Below are 26488 nucleotides of genomic sequence, written 5' to 3'. Positions count from 1 at the left end.
CGCACGACGCCGTCCGGCTGAGTCACGTCACGCCTAGATCGGGCGTTTTTCAAGTTGCATGTTCAGTGCCAGACCACGAATTTCGTTGGTCAACACGTCGAAACTGGCTGGTGTGCCGGCTTCCAAGGTGTTCTCGCCCTTGACCATCGATTCGTAGATCTTCGTACGGCCTTCGACGTCGTCACTCTTAACCGTGAGCAACTCTTGAAGGATGTACGCCGCACCGTAAGCCTCGAGTGCCCACACTTCCATCTCTCCGAAGCGTTGACCACCGAAGCGGGCCTTACCGCCGAGAGGCTGCTGCGTGATGAGCGAGTATGGCCCCGTGCTACGTGCGTGAACCTTGTCGTCGACGAGGTGGTGCAGTTTCAACATGTAGATGTAACCCACCGTTGTTTCCTGCTCCATCGGTTCGCCGGTTCGGCCGTCGGTCAAACGGATCTTACCGTGGGCGGGCAAGCCAGCCTCGGCGAGACAATCATTGATTTCCGACTCCGAAGCACCGTCGAAGATCGGCGTGACCGCTTGGAAACCAAGCTTGGCACCGGCCCAACCGAGGTGCGTTTCCAAAATCTGCCCCACGTTCATCCGCGAGGGAACGCCCAGCGGGTTGAGCATGATTTGGATCGGCGTACCGTCTGGAAGGAACGGCATGTCTTCGATCGGGAGGATCTTGGCGATAACCCCTTTGTTTCCGTGACGACCGGCCATCTTGTCACCGACGCTGATCGTCCGTTTGGTCGCGATGTAAACCTTGACCATCTGCAACACGCCGCTGCGAAGTTCATCGCCGCGTTTCATCGAGTTCAGCTTGCGGTCACGTTCATCGATCGCGTTCTCAACGTTTTGCCATTGGGCGGCGTAGACCTTTTCGACTTCTTCTTTCTTCGATTCGTCGACTTGGTCGAGAACGATGTCGAAGCGGAAGCTGGTTGCACGTTCGGCAACGAACTTTGGATCCTGACCGTCAGCCAGTGGCGTTCCGGTCGAGTCCTTGAGCTTGGTTCCCGCAGCGGCTTCGAGATCACGGATCAACGACTCAAACGTTCTAGCGATTTCGTCGTTGCCTTCGGTCTCGTGCTGTTTGAGCTCTTTCTCAAACTGCTTCCGCTCGTCTTCGCCGAGACTCATCCGGCGAGAGAATTTGTGCGTGTCGATGACGATCCCTTCGATGCCCGAAGGCACTTCGAGTGAATCGTTCTTCACGTCTTCACCGGCACGACCGAAGATCGCGTGCAGGAGTTTTTCTTCTGGAGTCAGCTCGGTCTTGCTCTTCGGGCTGACCTTGCCGACCAGGATGTCGCCTGGCTTAACATAGGTACCGACTTGAACAATACCGCTGTCATCGAGATTGCGTAGGGCCTTCTCGGACACGTTCGGGATATCCCGGGTAAACTCTTCCCGGCCGAGTTTGGTTTCGCGAATTTCGACATCGAAGTCTTCGATGTGAATCGAAGTGTACGTATCGTTGCGAACCAACTCTTCGCTGATGATGATCGCGTCTTCGTAGTTGAATCCGTCAAACGACATAAATCCGACGAGCACGTTCCGGCCCAGAGCGAGTTCGCCCAAGCGGGTCGCCGCACCGTCTGCGATGATCTGGCCCTTCTCGACCTTGTCGCCCACCGAAACGAGTGGTTTTTGGTTTTGGCAGGTGCGTTCGTTGAGCCCTTGGTACTTCTTGAGCGGGTAATGATCGCTGCCAACTTCGATGCGTGTGGCATCGGCGTAAGTCACTTTGCCGGCACGGCGGGCACGTACGACCATCGCGCTGTTTTTGGCGACTTCACGTTCCATCCCCGTCGCGACGATCGGCGGTTCGGCAACGAGCAACGGCACGGCTTGCCGCTGCATGTTCGATCCCATCAACGCGCGGTTAGCATCATCGTGCTCGAGGAACGGAATCAACCCAGCCGACACACCGACCATCTGGGCCGGCGCGACGTCCATGTAGCTGACCTGTTCGGGCAACACGATTTCGAAGTCACTACGGAACCGGGCGATCAAGTTAGGACCAGGAACCAACGCCCCGTCTTTGACTTCGGTGTCGGCGGGAGCCACGTAAGATTCGCCTTCTTCGTCGGCACGCAACCAAACGGTGTCTTCGCTGATCTTTCCGTCGATAACTTTACGGAACGGAGTGATCAGGAAGCCGTAGTCATCCACGCCGGCGAAAATCGCCAGCGAGCTGATCAGACCAATGTTCGTACCTTCCGGCGTCTCAATCGGGCAGATACGACCGTAGTGCGAAATGTGCACGTCGCGAACTTCGAAACCGGCACGTTTCCGGTTCAGACCCCCAGGGCCGAGTGCCGACAAACGTCGCTCGTGAGCCAATTGGCTCAACGGGTTGGTCTGGTCAACCACCTGCGAAAGTTCACCGCGACCGAAGAAGTAATCGATTGCTGCCGAAACGCTCTTCGGATTAATCAGCGAACGTGGTGTCATGTCCTGAGCATCTTTGACGCTCATGCGCTCTTGCACGGTACGACGAAGCTTCAAGAAGCCCTTGCGGAGCTCTTCGCTGGCGAGTTCGTCGATCGTTCGCAGTCGGCGGTTGCCGAGGTGGTCGATATCGTCGATTTCCGCATCGCTGTCGGCGTCGAACAAATCGATCAGGTAACGAATCGCCGCGATCATGTCTTCCGGTCGCAGCGTCATCACCTCTTCGCTGATGTCGAGACCGAGTTTACGGTTGAGCCGGAATCGGCCGACTTTACCGAGGCGATACCGGTTTTCGTCGTAGAACTTCTCTTGGAACAGCGTGCGTGCCTTTTCCAACTGCGGCGGGTTACCAGGACGCAAGCGTTGGTAAATCCGCAGCAACGCCTCTTCGTGGCTGGCCGTCGTGTCTTCGGCGAGCGTGTGGAAAATCAACGGAACCTTTGGCAGGTCCATCACCGCGACGCTCGTCACCCCGGCTGTGGCAATTGTTTCAGCCAGTTCGGTGCTGATCTTGTGGCCTGGCTCGACGATGATCTCGCCCGCACGATCGTGACCGCTTGGATAAACCACGTCGTCGACGCAAATCTTGTTTTCTAGCTTCGGCGCATCTTTTCCGCCGGCAATTTTGACGACTCTGGTTTCGTAGAACGCGGCAAGCAATTCCGCATCGCTGCTGTACTTCGGGTCCATCGCCCGCAGCAACATGGTCGCCGGGAACTTACCGCTCTGGTCGATTCGCACGGTGAGCGAATCTTTCTTCGTGACGTTGACTTCAATCCACGAACCACGTTCCGGAATCACGCGGCACGAAGGCAACTTACGATCGGTGGTCGTGTCCTGCTCGAGCACAAAGTCGACACCGGGGCTACGGTGCAACTGGCTAACAACGACACGCTCCGCACCGTTGATCACGAACTCGCCGCCGCCGAGCATGATCGGAAGGTCACCGAGATAGACCTCTTCCTCGATCGGTTCTTCCCGATTCAGACGCAGCCAAACTCGCATCGGCCGCCCGTAGGTCAACCGCAACTGCCGGCATTCTTGAACCGTGTACCGCGGCTTGCCCAATTCATAACGCAGGTACTCCAGCGTGGTGTTGCCGTCATAACTGCTGATCGGGAATATCTCCCTCAGCACTGACTCCAACCCTTGATTGGCACGCTCTGAACTAGCCGTGTCGGCCTGCAGGAACGCGGAATAGGAAGCGGTTTGCAGTGCGGTCAGATCGGGCAATTCGAACTGGCCCAAGCCGGTTCCAAATTTGCGGATACTGGTGGGCTCGAGTCGACGCTGAGTCGTGGTTGCCATCGAGAGGAAAGCTCCTTCGCGGGGAAGAACAAATTCACCACATCCCGGAGTTGAAATCTGCCACCATTTCGGTGCGGCCAGATCCGTCCAACGCCGGAAACGAGTGAGATGACTAAACTTAAGTTAGACTACCGAAACCCGCGGTAAATTCGTGCCAGGCCACATGTGGCGGACCCATTCCTGCACTCAAAACAAGTCGCTCCAAACGACCCACACGAAAATGTTCAATCAGATCGAACATTTCTTCAATCGAGGGGCGGAGTTGAAACGAAAAATCTCTCAGGACAAAAAACTGGCTAGCCGTGGAGGGCACAATTCCACGAAAAGTTTGCATCCAGAGAGTGGGCGGCAGATAGTGGAGACGCGTTGCGGGATACCGGGGGGCGATAGTCGAATTTGAAATGTAACCCTAAATCTGCATTTCGCAAAGGGCAACGCGAGGAATTTGGTCCCGTTTATGCTCTCACCCGCCTGACTTACCACAACTAGGGCAGACAACTGCCGCAGAAACCGTCAAACTGCCACTCTTTTCATCGCGTACCTTGGTCGCAGCCCGACTTTGGCGCATGTTGAAACCGGTTCTGCCAACCGGTGCCCAATCACGAATCCTCCACGCTCATTCGGTAAAAACGCCATGAAATTCCCTCGATCTTCCGGCGTGCTGTTGCATATCACGAGTTTACCGGGAGGTGACGGCGTCGGCGATCTTGGGGCGACGGCCTATCAATTCGTCGATTTTCTTTCAGCGAGTGGGCAGTCCATCTGGCAGATCCTCCCGCTCTCTCCCCCTGCCGAGGGTAATTCGCCGTACAGCGCCTACTCCGCGTTCGCGGGCAACCCGCTGATGATTAGCCTCGCGGGACTCGTCTCAGACGGACTTCTCGACCAGGCAGACCTCAATGAGACCCGACAACTCACCCCGCCCGACCTCGGTCCCGACCCGGCAAGCCACTACGACAGCGAAAGCGTCTCGTCCGGGGGGGCAGCCACGGCGGTCTCCGCACCCGTCGCTCAGCAGTCTCACGTCGACTTTGCAACCGCTGCTTTCCGCAAAGAAGCCGCACTGAGTCGTGCGTTTGAGCGTTTTCAGAACACCGCGTCTCATCCGCTCCGGTCGCCGCTGCTCACATTTTGCAAAAAACATGCCGCCTGGCTGGAAGATTTCTCCCGGTTCGAGGCCATTATGCGCGAACTCAATGAGTCGGATTGGTCAAAATGGCCTGCCGAACTCATCGCTCGTGAACCCGCGGCACTGGTGAAATGGGACGACCAACTCACCGACGCGATCCACTACTCGAACTTCAAACAGTTCTTGTTTGAACGCCAGTGGCAAGCACTCAAGCAATACGCCCACGATGCAGGCGTGCAGATCTGTGGCGATATGCCCATCTTTGTCGCTCATGAGAGCGCCGACGTTTGGGCAAACCAGTCACTCTTTGCCGTCGACAGCAATGGAAAACCGACGCTCGTCGCAGGTGTGCCGCCAGACTATTTCAGCAAAACGGGACAGCTCTGGGGCAACCCGCAATACAATTGGGACGCGCTCGAAAAAACGCATTATCGCTGGTGGACCGAACGGTTCGGGGCCGCGATGCGCCAATTTGACCTTCTTCGGGTAGATCATTTCCGCGGATTTGAAGCGTATTGGGAAGTCCCCGCCTCCGCTCGCACCGCCATCGGTGGAAAGTGGAAAATTGGCCCGGGGAGCAAACCGTTCGACGCCGCTCGCGAAGTCCTGGGCGAATTGCCGTTCATCGCCGAAGACCTGGGGCTCATCACCGAGGAGGTGCACCAGCTGCGAGAACAACTCGGGTTCCCGGGAATGCGGGTGCTCCAGTTCGGGTTTGATACCCTTGAAGACGATTTCCACCGCCCCAGCACCTATCCGGAGGACTCGGTGGCTTACACCGGAACCCACGACAACGACACCCTCGTCGGGTGGCTGAAATCGCGGAAACCGAAATCTCCCGACCCGCTGGAAACCTGGATCGAAGACCACCAATACGCCGAAGGTGAACCGGTGCATTGGCAGCTGATCAATGCCGTGCTGCAATCCGCGAGTGAAACGGCGATTATCCCAATGCAAGATCTGCTGGGGCTAGACAACGCCGCCCGGATGAATGTTCCGGGACAGGCCAAAGGAAACTGGACGTGGCGGATGAGCGAGTCGGCGCTGACGCCCGCACTCACCGAGAGGCTCAAGGAAATGACCGCCCGGGCAAACCGCTCGTAAGAATGCACTCGCATTCAATGAAAACAGCCTGGAACGAATGTTCCAGGCTGATTCATGTGAATACAACAGGCTCAACCAACGGTTGATTTAGCCTTCTTTTTCGGTCTTCTTGTAACCTTCCGCGAAGGCTTTTTCACCAAAGACCAAGTTGCTGGCCTCTTTGCCTTCAGCACCTTCCACTTTGGCTTTGCACTTGCCACAGCAGAAGCCGACTTTGACACCGTCGACCGAAATCATTGTCGACTCATCAACTGCCCCACCACTGATTGGGCAGCCCGTTTGGGTGTATTGGCCGGTTTGAACGAGTTGGCGGTTGGCTTGGGTTGCGAACTTTTTGGGAGTCTTGGCAAACTTGCCGGCACACCCACCGCAACAAAAGTAAACCTTCCCGTCTTTGTAGTCGGCCGATTTCCCCGTTTGAGCGTCGCGGTCAGCGACAATACATTTCACACCTTCCAGATCGACGTCTTTACTGAGGTGACCGTTGGCGGCCAACACCGTGGCAGAAGTGATCAGAAGCACAGCAAAACAGGACAACATTCGATTTTTCATCAGTCAACTCTTTGATTCTGCGGAAAACAGGCGGTGACACAAAGCACCGAAACGACCTAACCCGATGGGTCAATCGACACCTCACTAGGGTAAGCGGCCGGGTAGTGGCAAGTCAAATCTGCAATCCGACTGGTCGCCGACTGAATTATTCTGCTAGTTTCACGACGACGTCGTTTCGTCGAATATCTGGATGACCTGAGGTTTGTGTCAGTTAAACGGGTCGATCGGACGGGACGCCAGAATGTTGGCGCCGCGGTTCGCCGAAGTCGATGTCTTAACCAAGGACTCAGGTACTTCTCGCGAGAGAGTGCAGCGATCGCTTCGGATCGCATGAACAGCAAACGGACTTCGCTGAACGGAAAGAATATGAAAACGCCACGACGCCAATTTTTAGGTTTGACCACGGGACTGCTCACCGGTGGCTTCTTCTCCGCCACGATGGCCTCTCGGGCTGCGGCACAGTCCCCCGGGGGCCACCCCCAATGGGCCAATCCGGTTCACCGTGTCGCCAACGCCATGTCGGTACCCAAAACGGAAGTCCCGCGGGAAGTTCCTGGCAAAGCGGCGCTGAAACGCGGACTCGAGATGGCACGCCAATCTCTTGAAATCTCACGTAACGAGATCCGTGACTACACCGCGATCTTGGTCAAGCGTGAGCAAATCGACGGCACGATCGGCGAACATGAATACATGACGATCAAAGTTCGCAACCGGAAAGTCTCCGGTGGGCAGCTCATCCAACCGTTCAGCGTTTACATCGGCTTCCTCAAACCCGCCTCCGTCAAAGGACGCGAAGTTGTTTACGTCGAAAACCGCAACGACGGCAAATTGACCGCACACGAAGGCGGTTTCAAAGGCCGCTTCCTGCCGACGGTAAGCTTGCCGGTCGATGGCATGCTGGCGATGAGAGGCCAACGCTATCCGCTCACCGAAATCGGTGTCGAGAACATGATTGTCAAGTTGATCGAACGCGGTGAAAAAGCATTGCGTTACGAAGACGTCACTTGCGAATTCCGTCGCGGTGCAAAACTCAAAGACCGCGTGTGCACGGTCCTCGAAGTCACGCAGCCGACGCAACGTCCAGATGCTGAGTTCTATCAAGCCCAAGTCTTCATGGACGATCAGCTCAACATGCCGATCCGTTATATCGCTTACAGCTGGCCGACACGCGAAGGACAGCCTGGTCAAGTGATCGAGGAATACAACTACCTCAACCTCAAAGTCAACGTGGGACTGACCGACGCGGACTTTGATCCCAATAACAAGGAATACAACTTCTATTCCTGATTCCTGATCTCCGTATTGGTGTGTCACTCGACGCCCTGGCTCATGCAAATTGAGCCAGGGTTTTGTCGTTTGATAGCGAACGAATTGCAGCGAACAAGTGGCAGTGAATGAGGCACTCGCGTCGGCCCGCGACAGCGACAATCTCGTCGATGATAGCGACTTGTGACCCACCACGCCTCCAGGAATGAGATGAGATCTGCTTATCAAAGTGGCGTCGGTTGGCCGTTTGGAAAGTTTGTTTCTCGACTCCTTTTTGATCCAAATTTGCTCGCACCAGAAACATAACCGTGTCCGCCTGGTCAGGGACGCCGCCATCTCGTACCGAAGAACCGAATCGTTCGGCGAGACGGTTTCACGGCGACGCCGGACGATTCTGCAATTTTTCGAGATGTCGCAATCGCTTTCTCGTTTCGTCTACAATAAAACTCGTACCGCTACTCCACCGTGTCTGCCGACTGACACAGACCTTTGTTTGATAAGCCGAAACACGGTGCCCCGATCGTTCAGCAACTGCTGAATGCCACAGCGGGAAACGCTAGCCCTGTACCGTCGAACCGTATCACACCGTGAAACGAGTGCCATGGCTTCAAGATCCGCCAGCTTCCTGACGCGTTATCTGCCCAAGTGGGTTTTCGCAATCACGCCACAAGTGTCGGGCCGCGCCCACGCGGCGTCGGGATCATCATCGCCTGACACTTCGGCGAATGACGCCGACCCCAGCACGGTCACAAAGCTTTGCGGAACCGATTCCAGTTCGCAGACGCACGCCAAGACCAGGGCGCATTTCTTGGAGCTAGACGAGTCTGAGTTTGACGTCGATGAGGTCGAGCAGCCTAGCGAAGTGAACGACAAACCGATTGTGAGGATCGGTCGCTTTGAAATCAGAAGGCTTATCGGTGCGGGCGGAATGGGCAGCGTGTACTTGGCGGACGATGCTTTGCTTAATCGCAAAGTTGCGATCAAGATTCCGCATCAGCATTCTCTCATGAACCGAAAGGTCCTTCAGCGTTTTCACCAGGAAGCGACATCGGCGGCCCAACTGCGGCACCCCAATCTAATCGGCGTCTACGAAACCGGAGTCTCCGGGGGCACGCCCTATATCGCTGCTGAATACATCGAGGGCCCGAGCTTAGCGCAGTGGATGCGTCTCCGAACGAGACCGGTCGACATTATGGAAGCGGCGTCGCTGATCGAATCGCTTGCCGACGCCATGCAATACGCCCACGAATTGGGAATCCTGCACCGCGACCTCAAGCCAGGGAATATCTTGCTTCAGTTGCGTGACCCGCATGCCGACGAGATGTGTCTGGAATCGCTGGCGGGTTACCTGGCGCGGATCACGGACTTTGGTTTAGCGCGGATGGACGAGCAAGACTACGTGTTGACCGAACCGGGACAGCCCCTCGGATCGGCCGGCTACGCGTCTCCCGAGCAAGCCGCCGCACGGCACGATGAAGTCAGCTTCCCCAGTGATGTGTTTTCGCTCGGCGTCATTTTGTACGAACTTTTGACGGGCCGCCGAGCGTTCGCGCGAACGTCGATCGGCGCCACGCATCTTGCTCTTGAAACGGAAACGCCAAAACGTCCCCGCGCCATTCGCAGTGAGATACCACGCGACCTCGATGCGATCTGCATGAAATGTCTTGAAAAACAAATCGGCAAGCGATACGAGAACGCCGCGGCACTTCGCGACGACCTCAGGCGATTCGCTAGCGGGCACCCCACAATCGCTCGTCCAGTCCCGATCTTGGAAGAACTGCATCGCTGGAGTCGCCGATCACCGTCCACCGCCGCGTTGGTTTTCGTGTGCGTCGCGTCTTTGGTAATTGGTGTTTGGGGATTGTCGATTTATTCCAGTCGATTATTGAGTCACGAAACTCAGCTTTCGTCTGCACTGGCAAAGTCAATCGAGGAACGTGCCAGGGCAGACCGACTGCTCCAGGAAGCTCGACTCGCCCAAGCAAAGGCGCTGCGTCAGGAACAGTTGGCACGTCAACTCGTCTATGAGACTGACATGCAACAGGCCTATCGGTTCTACGAGCAAAAACGTTTGGCGAGCACTCGTAGGTTGCTCGACAACTATCCTCTGGTTGGCTATCCGACGGATCATCGAGACCTCAGTTGGAAGTGGCTCGACGCTCAGCTCCGCGCCCGTTACTTGATTGTTGCCCACCACCAGGGCCCAGCTACCGAGGTCGCAGTCGATCCATCAACTGGTGACTTCTGGAGCGTCGGCACGGATGGCATCCTCCGAAGGTTTGACTTTCAACGCGGCATTGAGATCGATCAGATCGATCTCAATGCCGGTTCGTTGCATGCACTCGCCATCACATACGACGGATCTGAAATCGCGGTCGGCGTCACCCAAAGCAAACATGGGCTCAACGGTGTCGTCTTCGTGGATCCTAAAACCAAATCTCAGTCGCATGAAATTGAAGGTGCCCCGACGACGGTCGAGACGCTGGCGTGGACGCGTGATGCAGATTGGCTCGCGTTGGGTGCACGCTACGGGCACACCTTTTTGTGGAAGCGTGGGCAGGGAATCACTCGCACAATGGCTACCGGAACTCGAAACCTGCACATTGCGATCCGAGGCGACACGCATCAACTTCTGCTGCCCAACGAGGAGGAATTTGTCAGTTTTGATGTCGAGACCGGGGAGGTGGTCCAGCGAATTGGTGATGGTGACTGGCGTTTGCTTTTTGACGTATCGATCGACGGGAATCTACTAGCCTACCGTCGGTCCAACAAGAAATTCATCCGCGTCGGACGCATCTCGCCGAAATGGGAACAAACACAGTTGCTTGAGGACGCTGTTGGCGTCGCTGAATCAATCGCGTTTAATCGCGACGCGACGCAAGTTTCGATGGCCAATGGCGATGGCATCGTGCAGACGTGGGCAATCAAGAACGCCTCAACAATCGACGCTCGTGTCGATGCCGAAAATTCAGCCCCCGCCTCGCCGCTTCACACCGACGCACTGCATGACGGTCCTTGCATGTCGATCGCCTACCTCGACGACCAATGGTTGGTGAGCGCCGGTGAAGATGGCCGCATCATCACCTACAACCCGACCGGGACCCCGACCAGTCCGATCGTTTCGCCCGATTTGGCGGTTGTTGACTTTTGTTGTAGTCGGAACGGGCGGAGAATTTACGTGCTGGATTGCGACGCGAGGCTCGTCGTTCTCGATCGTGATCCCGAGTCCCCTTTTGCGTGGTCCCAAACCGCGTCGTTTGCGACTACCGGAAATGATCAGATCGGCCCGTCTCCCAATTGGCGATCACTCAGCAAGATTGACACCGCCGGTGACGAACAGTGGCTCGCGGTCAGTCGGGACGAATCCCGGGCAGTTGCCTGTAACGACATCGGTCGCATTGCTGTCATTGACCTTCAGTCGCAAGCATCCATCACGCACTTTCACACCGGGATCGAACCCTACGCAAGTGAGCTGATTACTTCGATCGCAATTTCACCCGATGGGCGCCTTGTCGCTGCCACGTGCAGTAACCGATGGCTGCATGTTTGGTCGGTTGATGACGGCAAAAAAGTCTTCCTGCGTGAATTTACCGACAGCGGGGAAATCGTTTCCTTTTCGCATGACGGTCGATGGTTACTCGCCGGGGGGAATTACGAGAAAACGGAACTCTTTTCGACAAACGACTTTGAATTGAAATGGGTGGTCGAAGCCGGTGACGGCACGCGCTGTGGGATTTTTCTCCAAGACAGTGCCACACTTGTCACTGGCCATCGCGATTCATCAATCCGTGTTTGGGACATCGATTCGGGATCGCAACTGGCAGTTCTCCATGGCCATGAGGCGGAGGTTTCTGAACTCGCAGCGAGTTACGATCAAAAAACGTTGATTAGCATCGATGAGAGCAACAGTAGCCGGATGTGGAGCTTGCGTGACTTCCACGAGATCGGGAAATTAGGTTTTCCCTTAAACGGACAAAGGGTTTACCGCATCGGGCTGTCCAAAGATGAGGATCAAGTCATCACGATGGTCAACAACGTTGACGAACATCTCACCCTTCACGCCGTCAGGTTTGATGCAGCGCCCTGAAGTGCGATCGGCTCGAGCACACTCATGACTATTGCGTTTTCCGCAACCGATTGAGGGTGTAGTAGGCGACGTTGTGAAGGAGCCCAACGCCATCGACGTTGCGGACGCCCTCGGCATGTAGCTCATGGACGTGCCCCAGTTGCAACCCATCGACCGCCAGCTTGACCCGCATCCGGTCCTCCGAAACGCTCACCAACGTGATTTTCGGCTCTGTCGCATCCACCTCAGGGCTACCGTATTGAGACCGGTATTCATACGTGTAGGTCGACATCTGATAGGCCCCGAGATCGCTAGCCGTGGTCGGATCCAATTCTTTCGTGAATTCCAATTCGAATCCTTCGGGCGTTAATCGCATCTCCTTGATCTCGAACGGCACTTTGCCCGTCCAATCGAGACGCTCGACGGCAAACGGAAGTCGTCCCACCGATCCCCAACCCCGGTTGGTGCCACCGACAAACAACGCCCCGCTGGCGTCCATCTCGACACCGACGTTCCCGGAACCGAAACCGCTGCAAAACGGAAAACATGCTCCCTGCCACAGACCGTCGACCTCCTCTAAATACACCCGCATGATCCGGCTCTGAGTTTGATCGCCGACAAAGAGTTGCCCCGCAAACGGACCGAACTTCCCGGATGTCGTATCGCACGCGATGCCCGACGCACTCTTTCCGAGTTTGTCATACGGGAACAAAATCGCGGGCGGGACGAGTTCAGGGATTTTTGCCGCTTCAATATGCATCCGGCTGCCACTCTCCGGTTCCGGCGGACGAGGGCCCATCGTCGGTGCCAAGTCGTACCACTGGAATCCGCCTGGATGACCGACGAACTTTCCTTGCTGCAATATCTTGAGCCCACAGGTTCCGTTCCATGGTCCTTGATTGTCGGTGTAGAAAAGATTCCCGTGCAAGTCGCTTCCGATCCCACCGGGCGATCGGACACCGCTGCACATCGGCAGCGTTTGACCATCCGAAGTGACCTTCATCGCCCAGCCCCGAAAAGGCACTTCGCTCGAGAACGAGCCGGTCAGACAGAGGGTCAATACCATGTCCCCGTTGCTGTCGAATTTCGACCCGAACGCGTATTCGTGGTAGTCGCCTGAAACGCCCCAACCATCGGCGTGGGTTTCGAACACATCAGCCAATCCATCACCATCGGTGTCACGCATCCGGGTGACTTCCGGACGCTGGGTCGCATACAACCATCCGTCGCGTTCGGCCAAACTCAACGGCTCATGCAATCCGCGTGCGAACACCTTCACTTGGTCGGCGGTTACCGTTTCAGCGAGCGGATCGGTGATCATGAAAATATCACCACGGCGAGAACACACCGCTAATTTGTCGTCGGGCATGCGTTGGAATCCACACGCTTCAATCACCTCATCAGGAGGCAATTCAAACCGCGTGATGCGATAGTAGTCCTCTTCCTTCGGTTCGGCGGCCAAGGTCGGAACGGCGAGCAGGAAGGCGAGGGAAATGACTGACCAAATGGGTTTTCGTAGCGACATGATGGGATAATTCGTAGTTGGACAAAATGGATGGGAGAGATAAGCGTCGATCGTTACCAACCGATTCGCTGCGTCACCTTCGTGGTGGAGCCTGTCGGCAATTGCGCCCTCAGAACTTGCCCTCCGTCGACGTTCAGCAATTGAGCCTCAACGCCATCGACAGAGATCTTGGTTCGTCCGTTGACACGATAGCCACCTTCGACAGGCTCGATCTCTCCCGCCGCGACCTGCCAAACAAGAATCTCACTTGCATCCGACTCTGGCACTTCGACCGTGATTTCACGTTGTAGTCCGTCCTCGACGGGAAGCGGTAAATCTTCGACCACGATCTCACCGATCGTGTAACGGAATTTTGGGTTGCCTTTTTTATCGAGGGCGTAACCTCGCATTTGATAGCCTAAGTCACGTCCAGTTTCTTTTGGCCACGGGTCGGATAAATTCGCCAGCAACGCCAGCGGCGAGGCCGAGTCCACCGTCATGACGGCGTCTCCGAGCGGTTGTTGGCTGCCTTGGCCGCGTCCACGCCAATGCTTGGAGGCGTCGATGAAACCATTCTTCCAAACTTTCGCGAGCGACATTCGCTCTACATCCCAGATTAGGTTGACTTCGGTGGGATAACCGACACCGATGCCGCGAGGGCTGACGTCCGTGAAGAAATTGCGATAGATCCTCGGTCGCTCGGTCGCCATCAAAACGATGGCTTCTTGGTTGAGCCCTTGTGGCTCCTTCGCATCCGTGCCCAAGAGCAAATACTGCCAAATCGCATCGATTTGTCTTGCCGGATCTCCGTCGTCGATATCCGTTACCGCGGAACGACCATCCACAAAACTGTTAGGCATCCGCGTTCCCGGGCGATACTTCGTCGGGTCTTGCAGGTAGCGTTGAAACCATTCTTGGCGAAGCCGTTTGGGCATCAGCAACATGTCGATCGCGTTGAGCCCGCCGGCATCGTTTCCGTTGTAGCTGTGGCATTTGATACATGACAAACCTGAGTCGCCGCACAATTTGCGGCCGTCGAACTGCACTTCTTCCAGCGTTTTAGTTTTGGGGTAGACCTCCATCTCGTCGCTGCGATCGAGCTTGGTGATCGCATTCTGAAACGCGGTGAGTTTCGCATGGTCAAACGCCGGCATGCGGGTATGCATGTATCCGCGGGCATTCGCGCCTGACTTCAACACATCACTCAAATACGTGTCGTTGAGTTTGTCGCCAACACCCGTGAGCGATGGCGGAAGGCGTCCTTCTAGTCCCATCTCGGGAACCCTCGTGAGGAAGAACTCGTCGCGACTCGGCTCGGGACCGCCCACCGAATCTCGCTCATGACAGGCGTAGCAATTCAGCGACATCATCGTCGTGTGCACGAGATGCGAATCGCTTGCGGCCGGCAGATCACCGCCACGGCGCCGATCGAGGGCCGCTGTGATGGCATTGACTTGTGTTCCGCCGAGTCCGTAATCGACTGCGGGTGATTTCACATCGAGAGACAAACAACCTCCCTCCGAAGGCAGCCGATTCAGTGGCATCGCCATTTTCACTTCGTCGGAGCCGGCCGCCTCAAACGCGTGGCAGTTGATGCAACCGGATGCTGCAAACAGCGTTTGTCCCTTTGTGACCAGCGACTCATCGGGTTGGAATTGACTTGGTAGTAAATCGATCGGACCACCTCGACTGCCGTTTGTCAGCCATATCGAAATATCGTCCCGCCCCAAACGCGGATCGGTCATCTCCAGATTCAACGCCACTTGCCCACCGGCGTCGAAATACTCGATCCGGATCGGATAGATCCCGGCTTTGAGCGTGTAGGTGTCTTGGCGAGTCCTGTCAGGATGGATCCCATCGTTTTCCAGACGGTGTCCATCGATTTCAAACGCACTTCCGTCGTCGCTGGACAAGGCAAAGGTGTATTCACCGTCGCTTTCGATCGAGAGTTTGGCTTCGTAAACGGCCCCGAACATGTTCTTGGGCTTGATGTCGTCTATTTGCAGTCCGTCAACTTCGGTGGAGGACACGGGTTCGAGTTCCTCGAAGTTCGGCAGCGTCTGCCACTTGCCCCGATAGAGACGCCGAATGAACTTCGCATCGGTTTCACCGACGGTGGTATTTGCGGTCAAATAGGCGGCGACCGCAGCAACTTCGTCTGCAGTGCCGACCATCGCCGGCATCCGCAGGCCTCCTCGAATCGTGTTGCAATTCTTCAAAAAATGCATCAGCGAGGGGACCGTGTATTTGCGGTGCGTTTGTCCCAGCGGTACGGTGGTCGCTAGCGGTGTTTTTTTGCCATCATCGCCGAGCGGACCGTGACAGGCGACGCAGCCGATTTGGTGATAAAGCTCTCGACCGCGATCGGCGAGATTTTGGCTGACGACGCGATCTGCGAGTCCACTTTTGCCACGCAGCATCAAGTAACTGGTGATCGCCTCGGCATTTTGTTGGCGTGTACTCGGATCGGCACCGGGCCAAGGGTCAGGCATGGTTGTACCGGTTTTGGTGGAGTGGGGATCCGCGATCATGGCAACGATCGCATCGGCGCGGACGCGAGCTCCCACTTCGCTCAAGTTAGGCCCACGCTTGGCCGGTGCCATCGTTTCTTCATACGCATGGCACGCCGCACACGCGAGCGATCCCATCAGCACCTCACCGGAATCGGCGAGCGATGTCGATCCGCCGCCGACAAAGCGTTCAAATCCAGGAACGATCGGGCGGGCCGCTTCACGATCGGCATCTCGCGGTAATAGCCAGATGTTGCGAAAACGAACCGGATCTCCGTGGTTTTGCAACACGATCGGCCCTGGCTCGGGACCAGCCTTGACCGTCGATGCGCGTGTCGGGGCAGGCACCTCGACATCGTTCTGAACCATGATGCCGTTAAGCCGGACGGTCATCTTGGCGTTGGCTATTTTCTTACCAGCGGAATCGTAACGTGCCGCCGTAAAATCAACGTCGTACGTTTGCCACTGCAAGGGTGGCAAGCATGCGTTGACCGAAGGAGCACTGACCGTGTAGATGCCGCCGGTTTCGTTATTAAGCCCTTCTAAACCGAATGAATCGAGAATCTGAGTCTCAAATCGGCCTTGATGATAGACGCCACTGTTGCCTCGCTTTTGGCCACGTTCCTGCGGCGCGAACGGCGTTCGAAATTCGAGGTGCAGTGTGTAGTCGCGAAACTTCTGTTTCGTTGACGCTCCTTCCTTGAGCAAGCCATCTTCACTGAGTTGTCCTTTTTCCCAGTGTTCATCAATCGAACGCTGCGTGCCGTCGAATAACACGATCGCTCCGGCGGGTGCTTCCCGATCCAACGTGGGGCTAACGCGGTCAACCCTTTTGAGTCCCATCGACTCGATCAGATCTTCGATGGAGTCGATATCGCTTTCGATGCGACGCGGTTCGCCTTTGGCACCCGCACCCGGTAAACCGCCTTCGTAGATGACTAGGTCAAACTCGCCGTCCCCTGCTGCGATGACCTGCATGGCTCGGTCGGTGCCGACGTATTCTCCTTGGATTGCAAAATCGGGATCACGCTCGGCAACCTGCCGATCGGCGGTCCCCGCAGCACTCACGATCTGAGGGAGGCAAGAAATTGTGGTCCCACAACCAACCATCACCACGCCGACAACCCACGCCCAAGGTCGGCGCGCAACAGGACAATTCACAATCAGAAATCTCAAATAGGGGGTGGGGCGGCGCTTTTTAGGTCAGAAATCCACCGTGGTTTTCTGAAAAAAAAGCGGTGAGGAAACAGTGTGGTTGCCGCAAAAGTGGACGAACCAAGTGTTTGGTGGTAGGCAAGTGAACACCCAGGAGGGCGTTCAAAAAGGCGAGACCAGTCACTGAGGCAAAAAAAGCCACCTTAACCGGGTGCGACGACAAAGCTCATGCCGATTCACGATCACATACGCTCGCGAATCGAACCGATTTCATCGCCGGCAAAATGAAAAAACAGTGGTTGCATTGTAATTTCCTTGGATAGAATCTGCACCCCGAAAGCTTGCCTTCGTTGGGCTGGCGTTCAAATCACTGGTGAAGGTCAGCGACTACGATGACAAAACACTCCAAAATGACCGAGGTCCGCACGGTGCTGATCAGCGACGTGCACTTGGGTTCCAAACACTCTCAATCCAAACAGTGCCTCGAATTCCTGCGGTCCTACTCACCGGAACGGGTTTACCTCGTCGGCGACTTCATCGATGGCTGGCGTTGTAATCAAGGGTGGCATTGGTCGGACGAATGCAACGAGATCATTGAACACCTCGAAGCCCTGATCCAACAGGGGACAGAGGTCTTTTATGTTCCTGGTAACCATGACGCGTTCCTGCGGAACGAACAAAGCTTGGAAATGTTGCCCGGGAAATTCTCCGACGTTCGGTTTGCCAACGAATTTGTGTTTGAATCCAAAGGCGGTTGGCGGTTCCTGATCACGCACGGTGACCTGTTCGACATGGTCGAGACACAGGCCCAGTGGATATCGAAAGTCACGTCGTTTGCCTACGACTCTGTCTTGAGTGCCAACCGACTCTTTAATCGCTTGCCGACACGACGACGCAAGAATCCTTACGGTGCGTGCGCGACGTTGAAGTCGCTCGTCAAACGCGTCGTCATGATGCTCAGCGGTTTTGAAGCCGCGATCATGCAACACGCTCGCGATCAGAATTGCGACGGCGTGATCTGCGGACACATCCATACACCGGCAATCGTCTACAGCGAAGAGATGCTGTATTGCAACACCGGCGATTGGGTTGAGAACTGCACCGGCTTGGTCGAGCACCTCGATGGCAGCATCCGCTTGGAATCCATTTACGGATCGCCCCGAATGCTGCAACTGCCCACGCACCCACGCCTACGCCGAACCAACACATCAACGCGTGATCGATTTGCGACGTGCCGTTAATCGTCGCAAACATGAACTTCACGTCTGCAACATCAGCATCTATCGGTTCCGATCGCGTTTGATGTAACAAACGCGGTAGACGGGGATACCGAACTTCCGACTGCGTCGCTCGAAGTGCGTGTGATAGTCGAGATCGTGAGTCGATTCGCGTTGCGTTTCGGGCAAGGGGACCCCGAGTTCGGGGGCGATCTCAGCGATCAGCTCAACGGTCAACTCAAAGTAATCGAGCACGTCCGTCCAGAAATGCAGCCGTCCGCCCGTCCGCAGGCAGCGACTGAATTGGCGGATGTTGGCATCGCTCAAGACACGCCGTTTACGATGCCGCTTTTTCCACCACGGGTCCGGGAAATAAACGTGCACGGCTTCCAGCGAACCGCTCTCGATCCGCGTGACCGCGGGTTGCCCCGTGTGTTCATCTGCGGCCGCCGGTTCGCCGACCTGGGATCCGGTTTCGCCGGCGCCGGTCGCGAACAGCGGAGTGGCGTCACCGGCTAGCATTTTGGCGTTGGTTCGGTTTCGCTTGGCCAACCTCGCCGCGGCGTGGGCGGCGTACTTTCGTGCGATCTCAATGCCAAAGAAGTTATGTTCGGGCCGGCGATCCGATTCGGTCTGGATGAACAAACCTTTGCCGCTGCCGACCTCGATTTCGAGCGGTAAATCGTTGCCGAAGAGCGATTGGCTGGAAATGATCGGCGGCAGGTCCTCCGGCGTCTTCAACCATGCGGACAAATCGAGATCGGGGTGCGGTTTTCGCAGGGCGGCGCGAGGCATGGAGGGGAGGCTGCGGAGGATGAACGGACAAAAATGGGGGAAAGCGAACCGCCATCGTAACGCGTCAGAATTGCTCTACAATCTGGGCGGGACCAGATAGGGTGCAGTGAACCGGTTTCACCGCCCGCGAAACCTCCCGTCCCCAACGCTCGCCACGGCCGAGTTTGCAAACCGCGACATGCCGATTCAGACTCGCGTAAACCCGCCCACTCAATCACCAGACCTCTCAGCCCTTAGCCCGCCCCTATGAATTTTTCTGGACTCCGTATTGCTTCGCTCGAAAGCCGCCGGGCAGAGGACATGGCACGCCTGATCACCAAATTTGGTGGCGAGGCTTGCGTGAGCCCTTCGATGCGAGAAGTCCCGATCGAACCCAATCGACCGGCGATCGACTTCGCGTACCGTGTCATTACGGGTGAGATCCCGATCGTGATTTTCATGACGGGCGTCGGCTTTCGATATCTACTCAAGAGCACCGAGAAACACGTCGACTCCCAACGGTTCCTCGACGCGTTAAGCGATATCACGACGATCGCTCGCGGCCCGAAACCGGCTTCGGCGATGCGAGAATTCGGCGTCACCGCGACCCACCGCGTTCCCGAACCCAACACGTGGCGTGATCTGTTACGCACGATCGATGAAGGTATTCCGATCGCCAACCAAGTCGTCGGCATCCAAGAATACGGTGTCACCAATACTTCCTTGATCGCGGGGCTGGAAGCTCGCGGGGCGATCCCGGAAACCGTTCGTGTTTATGGCTGGGAATATCCCGAGGACACGGGGCCGCTCGAAGAAAACGTCCGGGCGATTGCTGCGGGTGAACGCGACATGCTGTTGCTCACCAGCGCGCACCAAGTCGTCAACATGCTGCGGATGGCCGAGTCGCTGAACCTCACCGAGGCACTTCGAGCAGGCCTGGCAAAGACAGTGATCGTTTCAATCGGTCCGACCACCAGTGAGATGCTTCGCGAGAGCGACCTGCATGTCGATATGGAACCATCACACCCCAAAATGGGACACCTCGTCAACGAAGCGGCACGGGAAGCAGCCTCACTCGTCGAAAAGCGGCGGGCTGCCCACCAAGCCGAGTCATTCGCACGCGTGTCGGTGACGGCGACATCCGAACGGGAACCTCTCGAGGCGGTCGACGAACACCCGTCACAGTCGAGCCTATTCATGAAAGCGTGCCGTGGGGAACCAACGCCACGCACCCCGGTTTGGTTGATGCGTCAAGCCGGCCGTTACATGCAAGAGTACCGGTCCGTGCGGTCACAGCAAACATTCCTCGAACTGTGCGCCAACCCGACCCTCTGCAGCGAAGTGATGTGCACGGCGGTCGAACGTCTCGGCGTCGATGCAGCGATTATCTTCTCCGACCTGCTGCCGATTCTCGTGCCGATGGGTTTCGATTTGGAATTTGTCAAAGGCGACGGTCCCGTCATCCATAATCCGGTGCGCACCGCCGCGGATGTCGATCGCGTCAAGCCGCTCGACAATCCGCAAGACCTCGGCTTTGTCTATGAAACCGTTCGACAAACTCGAAAAGATCTCCCTGAAACGATCCCGCTGATCGGTTTTGCAGGCGCCCCGTTTACATTGGCCAGCTACGCGATTGAAGGTGGTGGCAGCAAGCAATACGCGGCGACCAAACAATTGATGCGAGCCGATGATGGAGGATGGTCGGCGCTCATGGATCGACTGACCGACGCGATCATCGTTTATCTCAACGAACAAATCTCCGCCGGTGCGCAGTGCGTTCAGCTGTTTGATAGTTGGGCCGGGTGCCTGTCGGCCGCAGACTACACCCGTTTTGTACTGCCTTGGATGCAGCGGATCATCATGGGAGTCACGCCGGGCGTGCCGCTGATCAATTTCGCAACCGGGAACCCCGAGCTGCTGCCGCTGCTGCGTGGAGATCGCCGCACCGTCGTCGGTGTGGACTGGCGGATCGATATGGCGACGGCGTGGAAACGGATCGGCCACGACATTTCAGTCCAGGGCAACATGGATCCGACGGTACTCTTAACCGATCCAAAAACGATCCGTGCGGCCGCAAAAGAGTTACTCGACGAAGTCGGGAATCGGCCGGGCCATATATTCAACTTGGGTCACGGCGTCATGCAAATGACCCCCGTTGAAAACGCGATCGAACTCGTCCGCGCCGTGCAAGAACTTTCGGTGCGAGATGGTTTCTCCGGTGCATCGGGAAGTAACGACGGGCAAGACGAGTTGTGAACCCGAAACCGAGTGATCCCGTTTGCACCAGCGATCAAACATTCGTTTGCCCGCTGTGTCCGCTGCACTGTGATGACGTACAGATCAGTAAGACGGGTGAATGGATTGCCGATGGCTGCTCGCTCGTCAGCGAATTCGGCCCGCAACTGATCGCACCGATGGATCGCGGCGAGATCGATGTCGACGTGACAAAGCTCACACGACCGATTCGGGGCGTCACCACGGGTGTCGACCTAGCTACGGCGAGGCAGTTGTCGGATTGGCACCATGGCGGCAAAATCGATTTGACAATCGAATCCGATCCCAGCATTCAAGCGTTGATTGAAGTCATCAGTCGTGATGGAATCGTCTCGGCAACGCTCGCCGACGTCGCCACACACGCGGACCTCGTGTGGATGATTGGTGATGTCGAAAAGACATGGCCGCGACTGTTGGCAAAGCTCCGTCGAAAGTCAGCGAACGGTGGCAAGAACGGTGTGATGCGATTTGGTTCGTGCTCGGCAGATGCCCTTGCGGAGTTCGCCGCGGCAACCGAATCAGCCTCTAGGTTGGCGGGACAAACAACCGCGAAAGCGTCCTGCCCCACGCAAAAGATCGATCGCTGGCACTCCGCCCAATACGCGGCGATCATCGTTGGGCCGGGAGCGTTTAAGGCCGGTGAGGAAACAATCTCGGCGACGATGCTGTGCCGAATCGCGCGGCTGCGTAACCAAAACACTCGCTGCGTTCTGCTCACGCTCGATGCGGCCGCGACGCTGCGAAGCGTTTGTTTGTGGAAGACCAATGAAAGCCCCGCTTCGGTCGAAGATCAGCTCACCAACGCCGCCTTCGATGTCCGGTTAGGTTCGCCACGCTGCAGCGATTCGCGTCCAGCGGCGTTGCAGATTGGTGGCGTCGATCCAGGACCTCGCTTGGCGAAAGCGTACCGCGCCAGTTCCATCGCCGGGCTTCATCGCCGGGGCATGGTCATCCGCGGCGACGGTTCGGTTTCTCTGCCACTTTCGGCCCCGATCCCAAGCGACATGGTGACTCCCGGTGAAGTGCTGTCCCGGCTTTGGATCCAATAGCTGCGTTGGCGTACGCACCGCTTGATCGATGGAAGATCGTGTCAGAACTCGATGATTTGTCTGTCACTGACGACTTCGCAAGGCATCGCAAATCGATTCTCGTTTGCATTCAGTGTCATTTCGTCGATCGGATTGACATGCGTCAGTAGAACCCGTTTGGGTTGAGTCACGGCACTGATTTGGGCTACGCGATCGAGATAACAGTGCCCTGTCTTAATCGCCCACTCGACTTGATTGTCATGAAAGTTGCATTCATGCAACAAGACATCTGTCCCCTTCATCCAATCCAACATCGCGTCCTCGGACGCACCGACCGTGTCCGTGGCATAAAGCAGCACACGTTCCTGGGCCGGCCACTCGATGCGGTACGCGACGGATCCTCCGGGATGTTCTTGGCGTCGCCAGCTCACGTGTGCGCCCGCGACGTCGAATGATTGTTGACCATCGGTGTTGTAGTCTTCGTCGATCGCACACCATTGAACGGGCAATTCAACGGGAAAAATAAACTCACTCGAGACGAGGGTCCGAATCGCGTTGATTTTTTCGGCTTCGCCAAAGACTCGAACTTGTTTCAGCGGATGCTGGTACAGAATATCAAGCAGAAACGTCAGGCCGACAATATGATCGAGGTGGGCGTGCGAGAGCAGAATGTCAAGCGTCTCGGTTTTCAGCAGCGACGGCAGACGAAAGATCCCCGTCCCGGCATCGAGCAACAGACCGGTGTCCGGGACGAAATAACACGACGTGTGCCGCATTTCGTTGGGGTGATAGCCGGCCGTGCCGAGGCAATGAAGCTGCATGGGATTGTGATCTGGAGTTCCAGCAAATACTCGCTGTTGTGCGGTTTCCTTTTCGCTATCGTCGTCTGTGGTGGCTGGCAAGTCTAGTTGCCTCGCTCACAATGTACTGGGAAACTCGGTCGAAATGGCTCCGGCGATCCCAATCGACGCCGCCAGGAGTCGGAATACACCCGCCCGTTTATCCGCTTTGGTCCCCTTTCGTTTTGAATCTGATTCAAAATCCCGAGACGATTTCCTCCCCGAAAGCCGCTGTCACGATCAGGCAGGCAACGGTTGAGTTCGCTGGTGGACGGCGAGCGGGTGACCGCGTCAAAGCCGTCGACAACGTCGACTTGGACGTGATCTCCGGTGAACGGCTGGCTCTTGTCGGTCAGAGCGGTTGCGGCAAGACGACGCTCTTGCGGGTGATCGCTGGACTTCAACAGCTGAGTTCCGGTCGATGCGAACATCCTGGTCGAGGCTCGACGTCGTTCGTTTTTCAACAGCCTGCTTTATTGCCGTGGCGTCGGGTGATCGACAACGTGTCCCTGCCGCTTGAACTGCAAAATCGCAAACATGCCGGTGCGGCTGCGAAGGATGCGGCCGGTGCGGCTCTCGACGAGGTCGAACTCCGCGATGTCGCCTCGCGTTTCCCGTATCAGCTTTCAGGCGGGATGAAGATGCGGGTCTCGATTGCTCGAGCCCTTGTGACACGCCCCGACCTGCTCTTGCTCGACGAACCCTTCGCGGCTCTGGATGATCTCTTGAGGACACAGCTCGGCGGATTGGTCACCCGGTTATGGCGTCTGCATCATTTCACGATTGTTTTGGTCACCCACAACATTGCCGAGGCAATTGCGTTGAGCGATCGGGTCTGCGTGATGCACAACGGCCAAATCAACGCGGTGCTCGATAATCCGGTTGCTCGATCCGGTGACGAGACTGAATCAGTCGATGAAGTCGACGTACGTCGCACGCCCGAGTTCGCCGCGTTCTACGGCGTGGTCAGCGATCGATTGCGGGAGGCGGCGGGACGATGAGAAGTAGCGACCGCACCGATAACGATCGACTCCCTGAGACGAGCAACAAACCCGGCCTGAACCATCGCGGTTGGCAAGACGCGTTGTTCAGCACGCTGAGCGTAACGGTGGTCGCAGTTTTTGGACTGCTTGTGTGGCACCTTTTTGTCCGCATTTTCGATCTGCCCAAAATCCTGTTGCCAACTCCGGGCCAAGTCGCTGCGGCGGGGTGGCAGCGACGTGAAGAACTGCTCATGGCGAGCTGGGTGACGTTCTACGCGGCCGCGGTGAGTTTGGCTGTGGCGATCCTAATCGGCGGCGTGTTGTCGATTATTTTCAGTCAATCTCGCATGCTGCGTCGGGCGTTCTTTCCCTACGTCATCTTTCTACAAACGGTCCCAATCGTGGCGATCGCTCCGTTGTTGATCATCTGGAGTGGTTACGAATTTCGAACAACCGTGATCGCCGCGGTGATCATTTGCCTGTTTCCGATCGTCAACAACATCACCACGGGACTGCAGTCCTGTCGGACGGAACACCGCGATTTGTTTCGTCTTTATGGTGCTTCGCGGTTACAAACCCTCGTCCGTCTCCAGATTCCGACCTCGATAACCTACTTGTTGCTCGGGGCCCGGATCAGCAGCGGGTTGGCGGTCATCGGAGCGATCGTGGCAGAATTCTTTGTCAGTAACGGATCCGTTTATGTCGGGCTCGGCGCCCTGATGACGCGTTGGCAAGGCTTGTCGCAAACCGACGCGTTGATCGCGGCACTCGGGATGTCCACCTTGCTCGGACTGGCTCTCTTCGGATTGGTCAACGGCATCGGATGGCTCTTCTTCAGTCGCTACACTCGTGTAGATTGAATTGGAACTTGCGACCTCCCTATTTAGTGACGACAGAAGTGATTCAACGACCATCCTCCAATGCCGTTTTGGCCGCCCTCGCCGTCCTCCTCTTCGGCACGATCCCAGGCTGTTCGGGTCGGACAGCAACGACGGTAGATGGATCCTCGGAAAACCAAACGAAGCGAGTCAGCGTTCAATTGAATTGGTTTCCCGAGGTCGAACACGGAGGCGTCTACCAAGCTTTGGTGGACGGCACGTACGAGAACGAGGGCCTCGAGGTGGAGATCAAACCCGGGGGCAGCGAAACTCCTGTCGCCGCTGAGTTGCTGCTCGGCCGCAGCCAATTTGCGATCACGAACGCTGACGATGTCGTGCTGTTTCGGGCCCAGGGTGCGGAAATTGTTGCCGTGTTGGCGGCGGTGCAGGACAACCCGAGATGTTTGCTGGTGCGGGCTGATAGCGGTGTTGAGTCGTTCGAAGATCTGTCCGGAATAACGCTTCAGTGCCAACCCGGACGCGCGTTTTTGCCGTTTTTGCGAAAGCACGGTTACCTGGAAGGGGTTAAGGAGGTTCCGTATTTCAATTCGATTGCGGGAATGGTCAACGACCCCAAAATGGCCGTCCAAGCCTACGTCGTGGCTGAACCACTGCTCGCCCGGCAGCAGGGCGTCGATGTACGGACGTTGATGGTCAGCGACTTGGGCTGGAATCCCTATTCCAGCGTCCTGGTTACCACCGGAACGCTCATTCGCGAATCACCCGATATGGTCCGACAGTTCGTCGAAGCTACCCGGCAGGGATGGGTGAACTACCTCAAATCGCCGGCGCAAGCCAATGAGCAAATCTTGGCCGCCAATAAACACGGCATGACCGCCGAGGTTCTTCAGTTTGGTGCTGAACAAATGCGCACTTTGGCGTATCCGGAGGAGACGACGCAGTTTGGCGAAATGACGCTCGACCGCTGGGAATCGCTGGTAAACGAGATGGCCGAACTCAAGGTCATCTCCCCCGATGCGGTGCGAGCGGAGGACTGCTTCACGACCGATTTCCTGCCCTTGCAGTAGTCGCGACGGACTTCGGCGGGAAAATCCCTTACCGCATGCCCACGCCTCAAAACACAGTCTCCCCCAAAGGGGTGGTTACCCAAAACGCCGCCGATTGGGAACCTATTTGGTCCCGCAAACGTCAATATCGGTAAGGTCGTCACAGCGGTTTTGCCATGCATATTCAGCGTTCATGTCGCAAAATCGACGACGCGCACCTGCTAAAACATTGGCAAAAAGGCAAGTTCCCGACGTAAATGGGAGGTTGCCGGTCCGTCAAACTGGCGTGTCGGGACAGGCTCGGCGTGGCAATTTCTGCGGATTAGCCAGCTGATGATGGATCGAGGCTACTGCGCCGGTTGGGCCAACCTGCCGGGATGGCGAGACGACAACGCCTGTGCTGAAAAACCTTGTTACTGCGACCGAACATGGTCGACTTTTCCGATACA

Annotated in this window: 15 protein-coding genes; 9 read left to right on the top strand and 6 right to left on the bottom strand. The window is 56.6% G+C overall.

What is annotated here, in order from left to right:
• Positions 1-33 precede the first annotated feature (33 nt).
• The gene (rpoB, locus tag NB063_RS11875; RefSeq protein WP_250928946.1) at positions 34-3753 is read right to left on the bottom strand and encodes a DNA-directed RNA polymerase subunit beta; all 3720 of its coding nucleotides are present in this window, start codon (positions 3751-3753) and stop codon (positions 34-36) included.
• 634 nt (positions 3754-4387) lie between these two features.
• On the opposite strand from rpoB, the gene malQ reads away from it, so the two are divergent.
• Complete coding sequence (gene malQ / locus NB063_RS11870) at positions 4388-5986, top strand: 4-alpha-glucanotransferase (RefSeq protein ID WP_250928945.1); 1599 nt, start codon at positions 4388-4390, stop codon at positions 5984-5986.
• Positions 5987-6073: 87 nt separating this feature from the next.
• Here the strand turns inward: malQ and NB063_RS11865 are convergent, their stop codons facing one another.
• Entirely contained in the window at positions 6074-6538 is a 465-nt protein-coding gene (locus NB063_RS11865; RefSeq protein WP_250928944.1) for a hypothetical protein, read from the bottom strand.
• A 366-nt stretch (positions 6539-6904) separates the two neighbouring features.
• On the opposite strand from NB063_RS11865, the gene NB063_RS11860 reads away from it, so the two are divergent.
• Together NB063_RS11860 and NB063_RS11855 are read left to right on the top strand one after the other, a co-directional pair.
• Positions 6905-7825, top strand: a complete 921-nt coding sequence (locus NB063_RS11860) for a DUF1571 domain-containing protein (protein WP_250928943.1) — start codon at positions 6905-6907, stop codon at positions 7823-7825.
• A 580-nt stretch (positions 7826-8405) separates the two neighbouring features.
• Complete coding sequence (locus tag NB063_RS11855; protein ID WP_250928942.1) at positions 8406-11891, top strand: serine/threonine-protein kinase; 3486 nt, start codon at positions 8406-8408, stop codon at positions 11889-11891.
• Between the two features lie 28 nt (positions 11892-11919).
• Here the strand turns inward: NB063_RS11855 and NB063_RS11850 are convergent, their stop codons facing one another.
• Both NB063_RS11850 and NB063_RS11845 read right to left on the bottom strand, forming a co-directional pair.
• The gene (locus tag NB063_RS11850) at positions 11920-13395 is read right to left on the bottom strand and encodes a DUF7133 domain-containing protein (RefSeq protein WP_250928941.1); all 1476 of its coding nucleotides are present in this window, start codon (positions 13393-13395) and stop codon (positions 11920-11922) included.
• Between the two features lie 53 nt (positions 13396-13448).
• Positions 13449-16952, bottom strand: coding sequence for a family 16 glycoside hydrolase (locus NB063_RS11845; protein WP_250928940.1), 3504 nt, complete (start codon positions 16950-16952; stop codon positions 13449-13451).
• Between the two features lie 479 nt (positions 16953-17431).
• On the opposite strand from NB063_RS11845, the gene NB063_RS11840 reads away from it, so the two are divergent.
• Positions 17432-18280 (top strand): UDP-2,3-diacylglucosamine diphosphatase, encoded by an 849-nt coding sequence (locus NB063_RS11840; RefSeq protein WP_250928939.1) that lies wholly within the window; start codon positions 17432-17434, stop codon positions 18278-18280.
• 39 nt (positions 18281-18319) lie between these two features.
• Here NB063_RS11840 and trmB read toward each other — a convergent pair whose 3' ends face one another.
• Positions 18320-19051 (bottom strand): tRNA (guanine(46)-N(7))-methyltransferase TrmB, encoded by a 732-nt coding sequence (gene trmB, locus NB063_RS11835; RefSeq protein WP_250928938.1) that lies wholly within the window; start codon positions 19049-19051, stop codon positions 18320-18322.
• 246 nt (positions 19052-19297) lie between these two features.
• Here trmB and hemE point away from each other — a divergent pair, with 246 nt between their 5' ends.
• Both hemE and NB063_RS11825 read left to right on the top strand, forming a co-directional pair.
• Positions 19298-21286, top strand: coding sequence for a uroporphyrinogen decarboxylase (gene hemE, locus NB063_RS11830; RefSeq protein ID WP_250928937.1), 1989 nt, complete (start codon positions 19298-19300; stop codon positions 21284-21286).
• Positions 21283-22353: a formylmethanofuran dehydrogenase gene (locus NB063_RS11825; protein ID WP_250928936.1), complete on the top strand. Its 1071-nt coding sequence runs from the start codon at positions 21283-21285 to the stop codon at positions 22351-22353. The genes hemE and NB063_RS11825 overlap by 4 nt, the downstream gene beginning before the upstream one ends.
• Before the next feature lie 41 nt (positions 22354-22394).
• Here the strand turns inward: NB063_RS11825 and NB063_RS11820 are convergent, their stop codons facing one another.
• Positions 22395-23234: an MBL fold metallo-hydrolase gene (locus NB063_RS11820; RefSeq protein ID WP_250928935.1), complete on the bottom strand. Its 840-nt coding sequence runs from the start codon at positions 23232-23234 to the stop codon at positions 22395-22397.
• Between the two features lie 122 nt (positions 23235-23356).
• On the opposite strand from NB063_RS11820, the gene NB063_RS11815 reads away from it, so the two are divergent.
• Genes NB063_RS11815 through NB063_RS11805 form a run of 3 tightly spaced genes read left to right on the top strand, consistent with a single transcriptional unit; the run spans position 23357 to position 26060 of the window.
• A complete protein-coding gene (locus NB063_RS11815; RefSeq protein ID WP_250928934.1) occupies positions 23357-24172 on the top strand; it encodes an ABC transporter ATP-binding protein in 816 nt (271 codons plus the stop codon).
• The gene (locus tag NB063_RS11810) at positions 24169-25014 is read left to right on the top strand and encodes an ABC transporter permease (protein ID WP_250928933.1); all 846 of its coding nucleotides are present in this window, start codon (positions 24169-24171) and stop codon (positions 25012-25014) included. Before NB063_RS11815 ends, NB063_RS11810 begins: the two co-directional genes overlap by 4 nt.
• 41 nt (positions 25015-25055) lie before the next feature.
• Positions 25056-26060, top strand: coding sequence for an ABC transporter substrate-binding protein (locus tag NB063_RS11805; protein ID WP_407652621.1), 1005 nt, complete (start codon positions 25056-25058; stop codon positions 26058-26060).
• Positions 26061-26488 lie beyond the last annotated feature (428 nt).

This window comes from Aporhodopirellula aestuarii, from assembly GCF_023701485.1.
In the GTDB taxonomy this organism is placed as follows: domain Bacteria; phylum Planctomycetota; class Planctomycetia; order Pirellulales; family Pirellulaceae; genus Rhodopirellula; species Rhodopirellula aestuarii.
The sequence above is the reverse complement of the archived record's forward strand: the minus strand, read 5'-3'. Positions and strand labels throughout refer to the sequence as shown.

Coding starts and splice junctions, on each gene's coding strand:
- rpoB (WP_250928946.1), bottom strand. CDS start 3,753: ATGGCAACCACGACTCAGCGTCGACTCGAGCCCACCAGTATCCGCAAA.
- malQ (WP_250928945.1), top strand. CDS start 4,388: ATGAAATTCCCTCGATCTTCCGGCGTGCTGTTGCATATCACGAGTTTA.
- NB063_RS11865 (WP_250928944.1), bottom strand. CDS start 6,538: ATGAAAAATCGAATGTTGTCCTGTTTTGCTGTGCTTCTGATCACTTCT.
- NB063_RS11860 (WP_250928943.1), top strand. CDS start 6,905: ATGAAAACGCCACGACGCCAATTTTTAGGTTTGACCACGGGACTGCTC.
- NB063_RS11855 (WP_250928942.1), top strand. CDS start 8,406: ATGGCTTCAAGATCCGCCAGCTTCCTGACGCGTTATCTGCCCAAGTGG.
- NB063_RS11850 (WP_250928941.1), bottom strand. CDS start 13,395: ATGTCGCTACGAAAACCCATTTGGTCAGTCATTTCCCTCGCCTTCCTG.
- NB063_RS11840 (WP_250928939.1), top strand. CDS start 17,432: ATGACAAAACACTCCAAAATGACCGAGGTCCGCACGGTGCTGATCAGC.
- trmB (WP_250928938.1), bottom strand. CDS start 19,051: ATGCCTCGCGCCGCCCTGCGAAAACCGCACCCCGATCTCGATTTGTCC.
- hemE (WP_250928937.1), top strand. CDS start 19,298: ATGAATTTTTCTGGACTCCGTATTGCTTCGCTCGAAAGCCGCCGGGCA.
- NB063_RS11810 (WP_250928933.1), top strand. CDS start 24,169: ATGAGAAGTAGCGACCGCACCGATAACGATCGACTCCCTGAGACGAGC.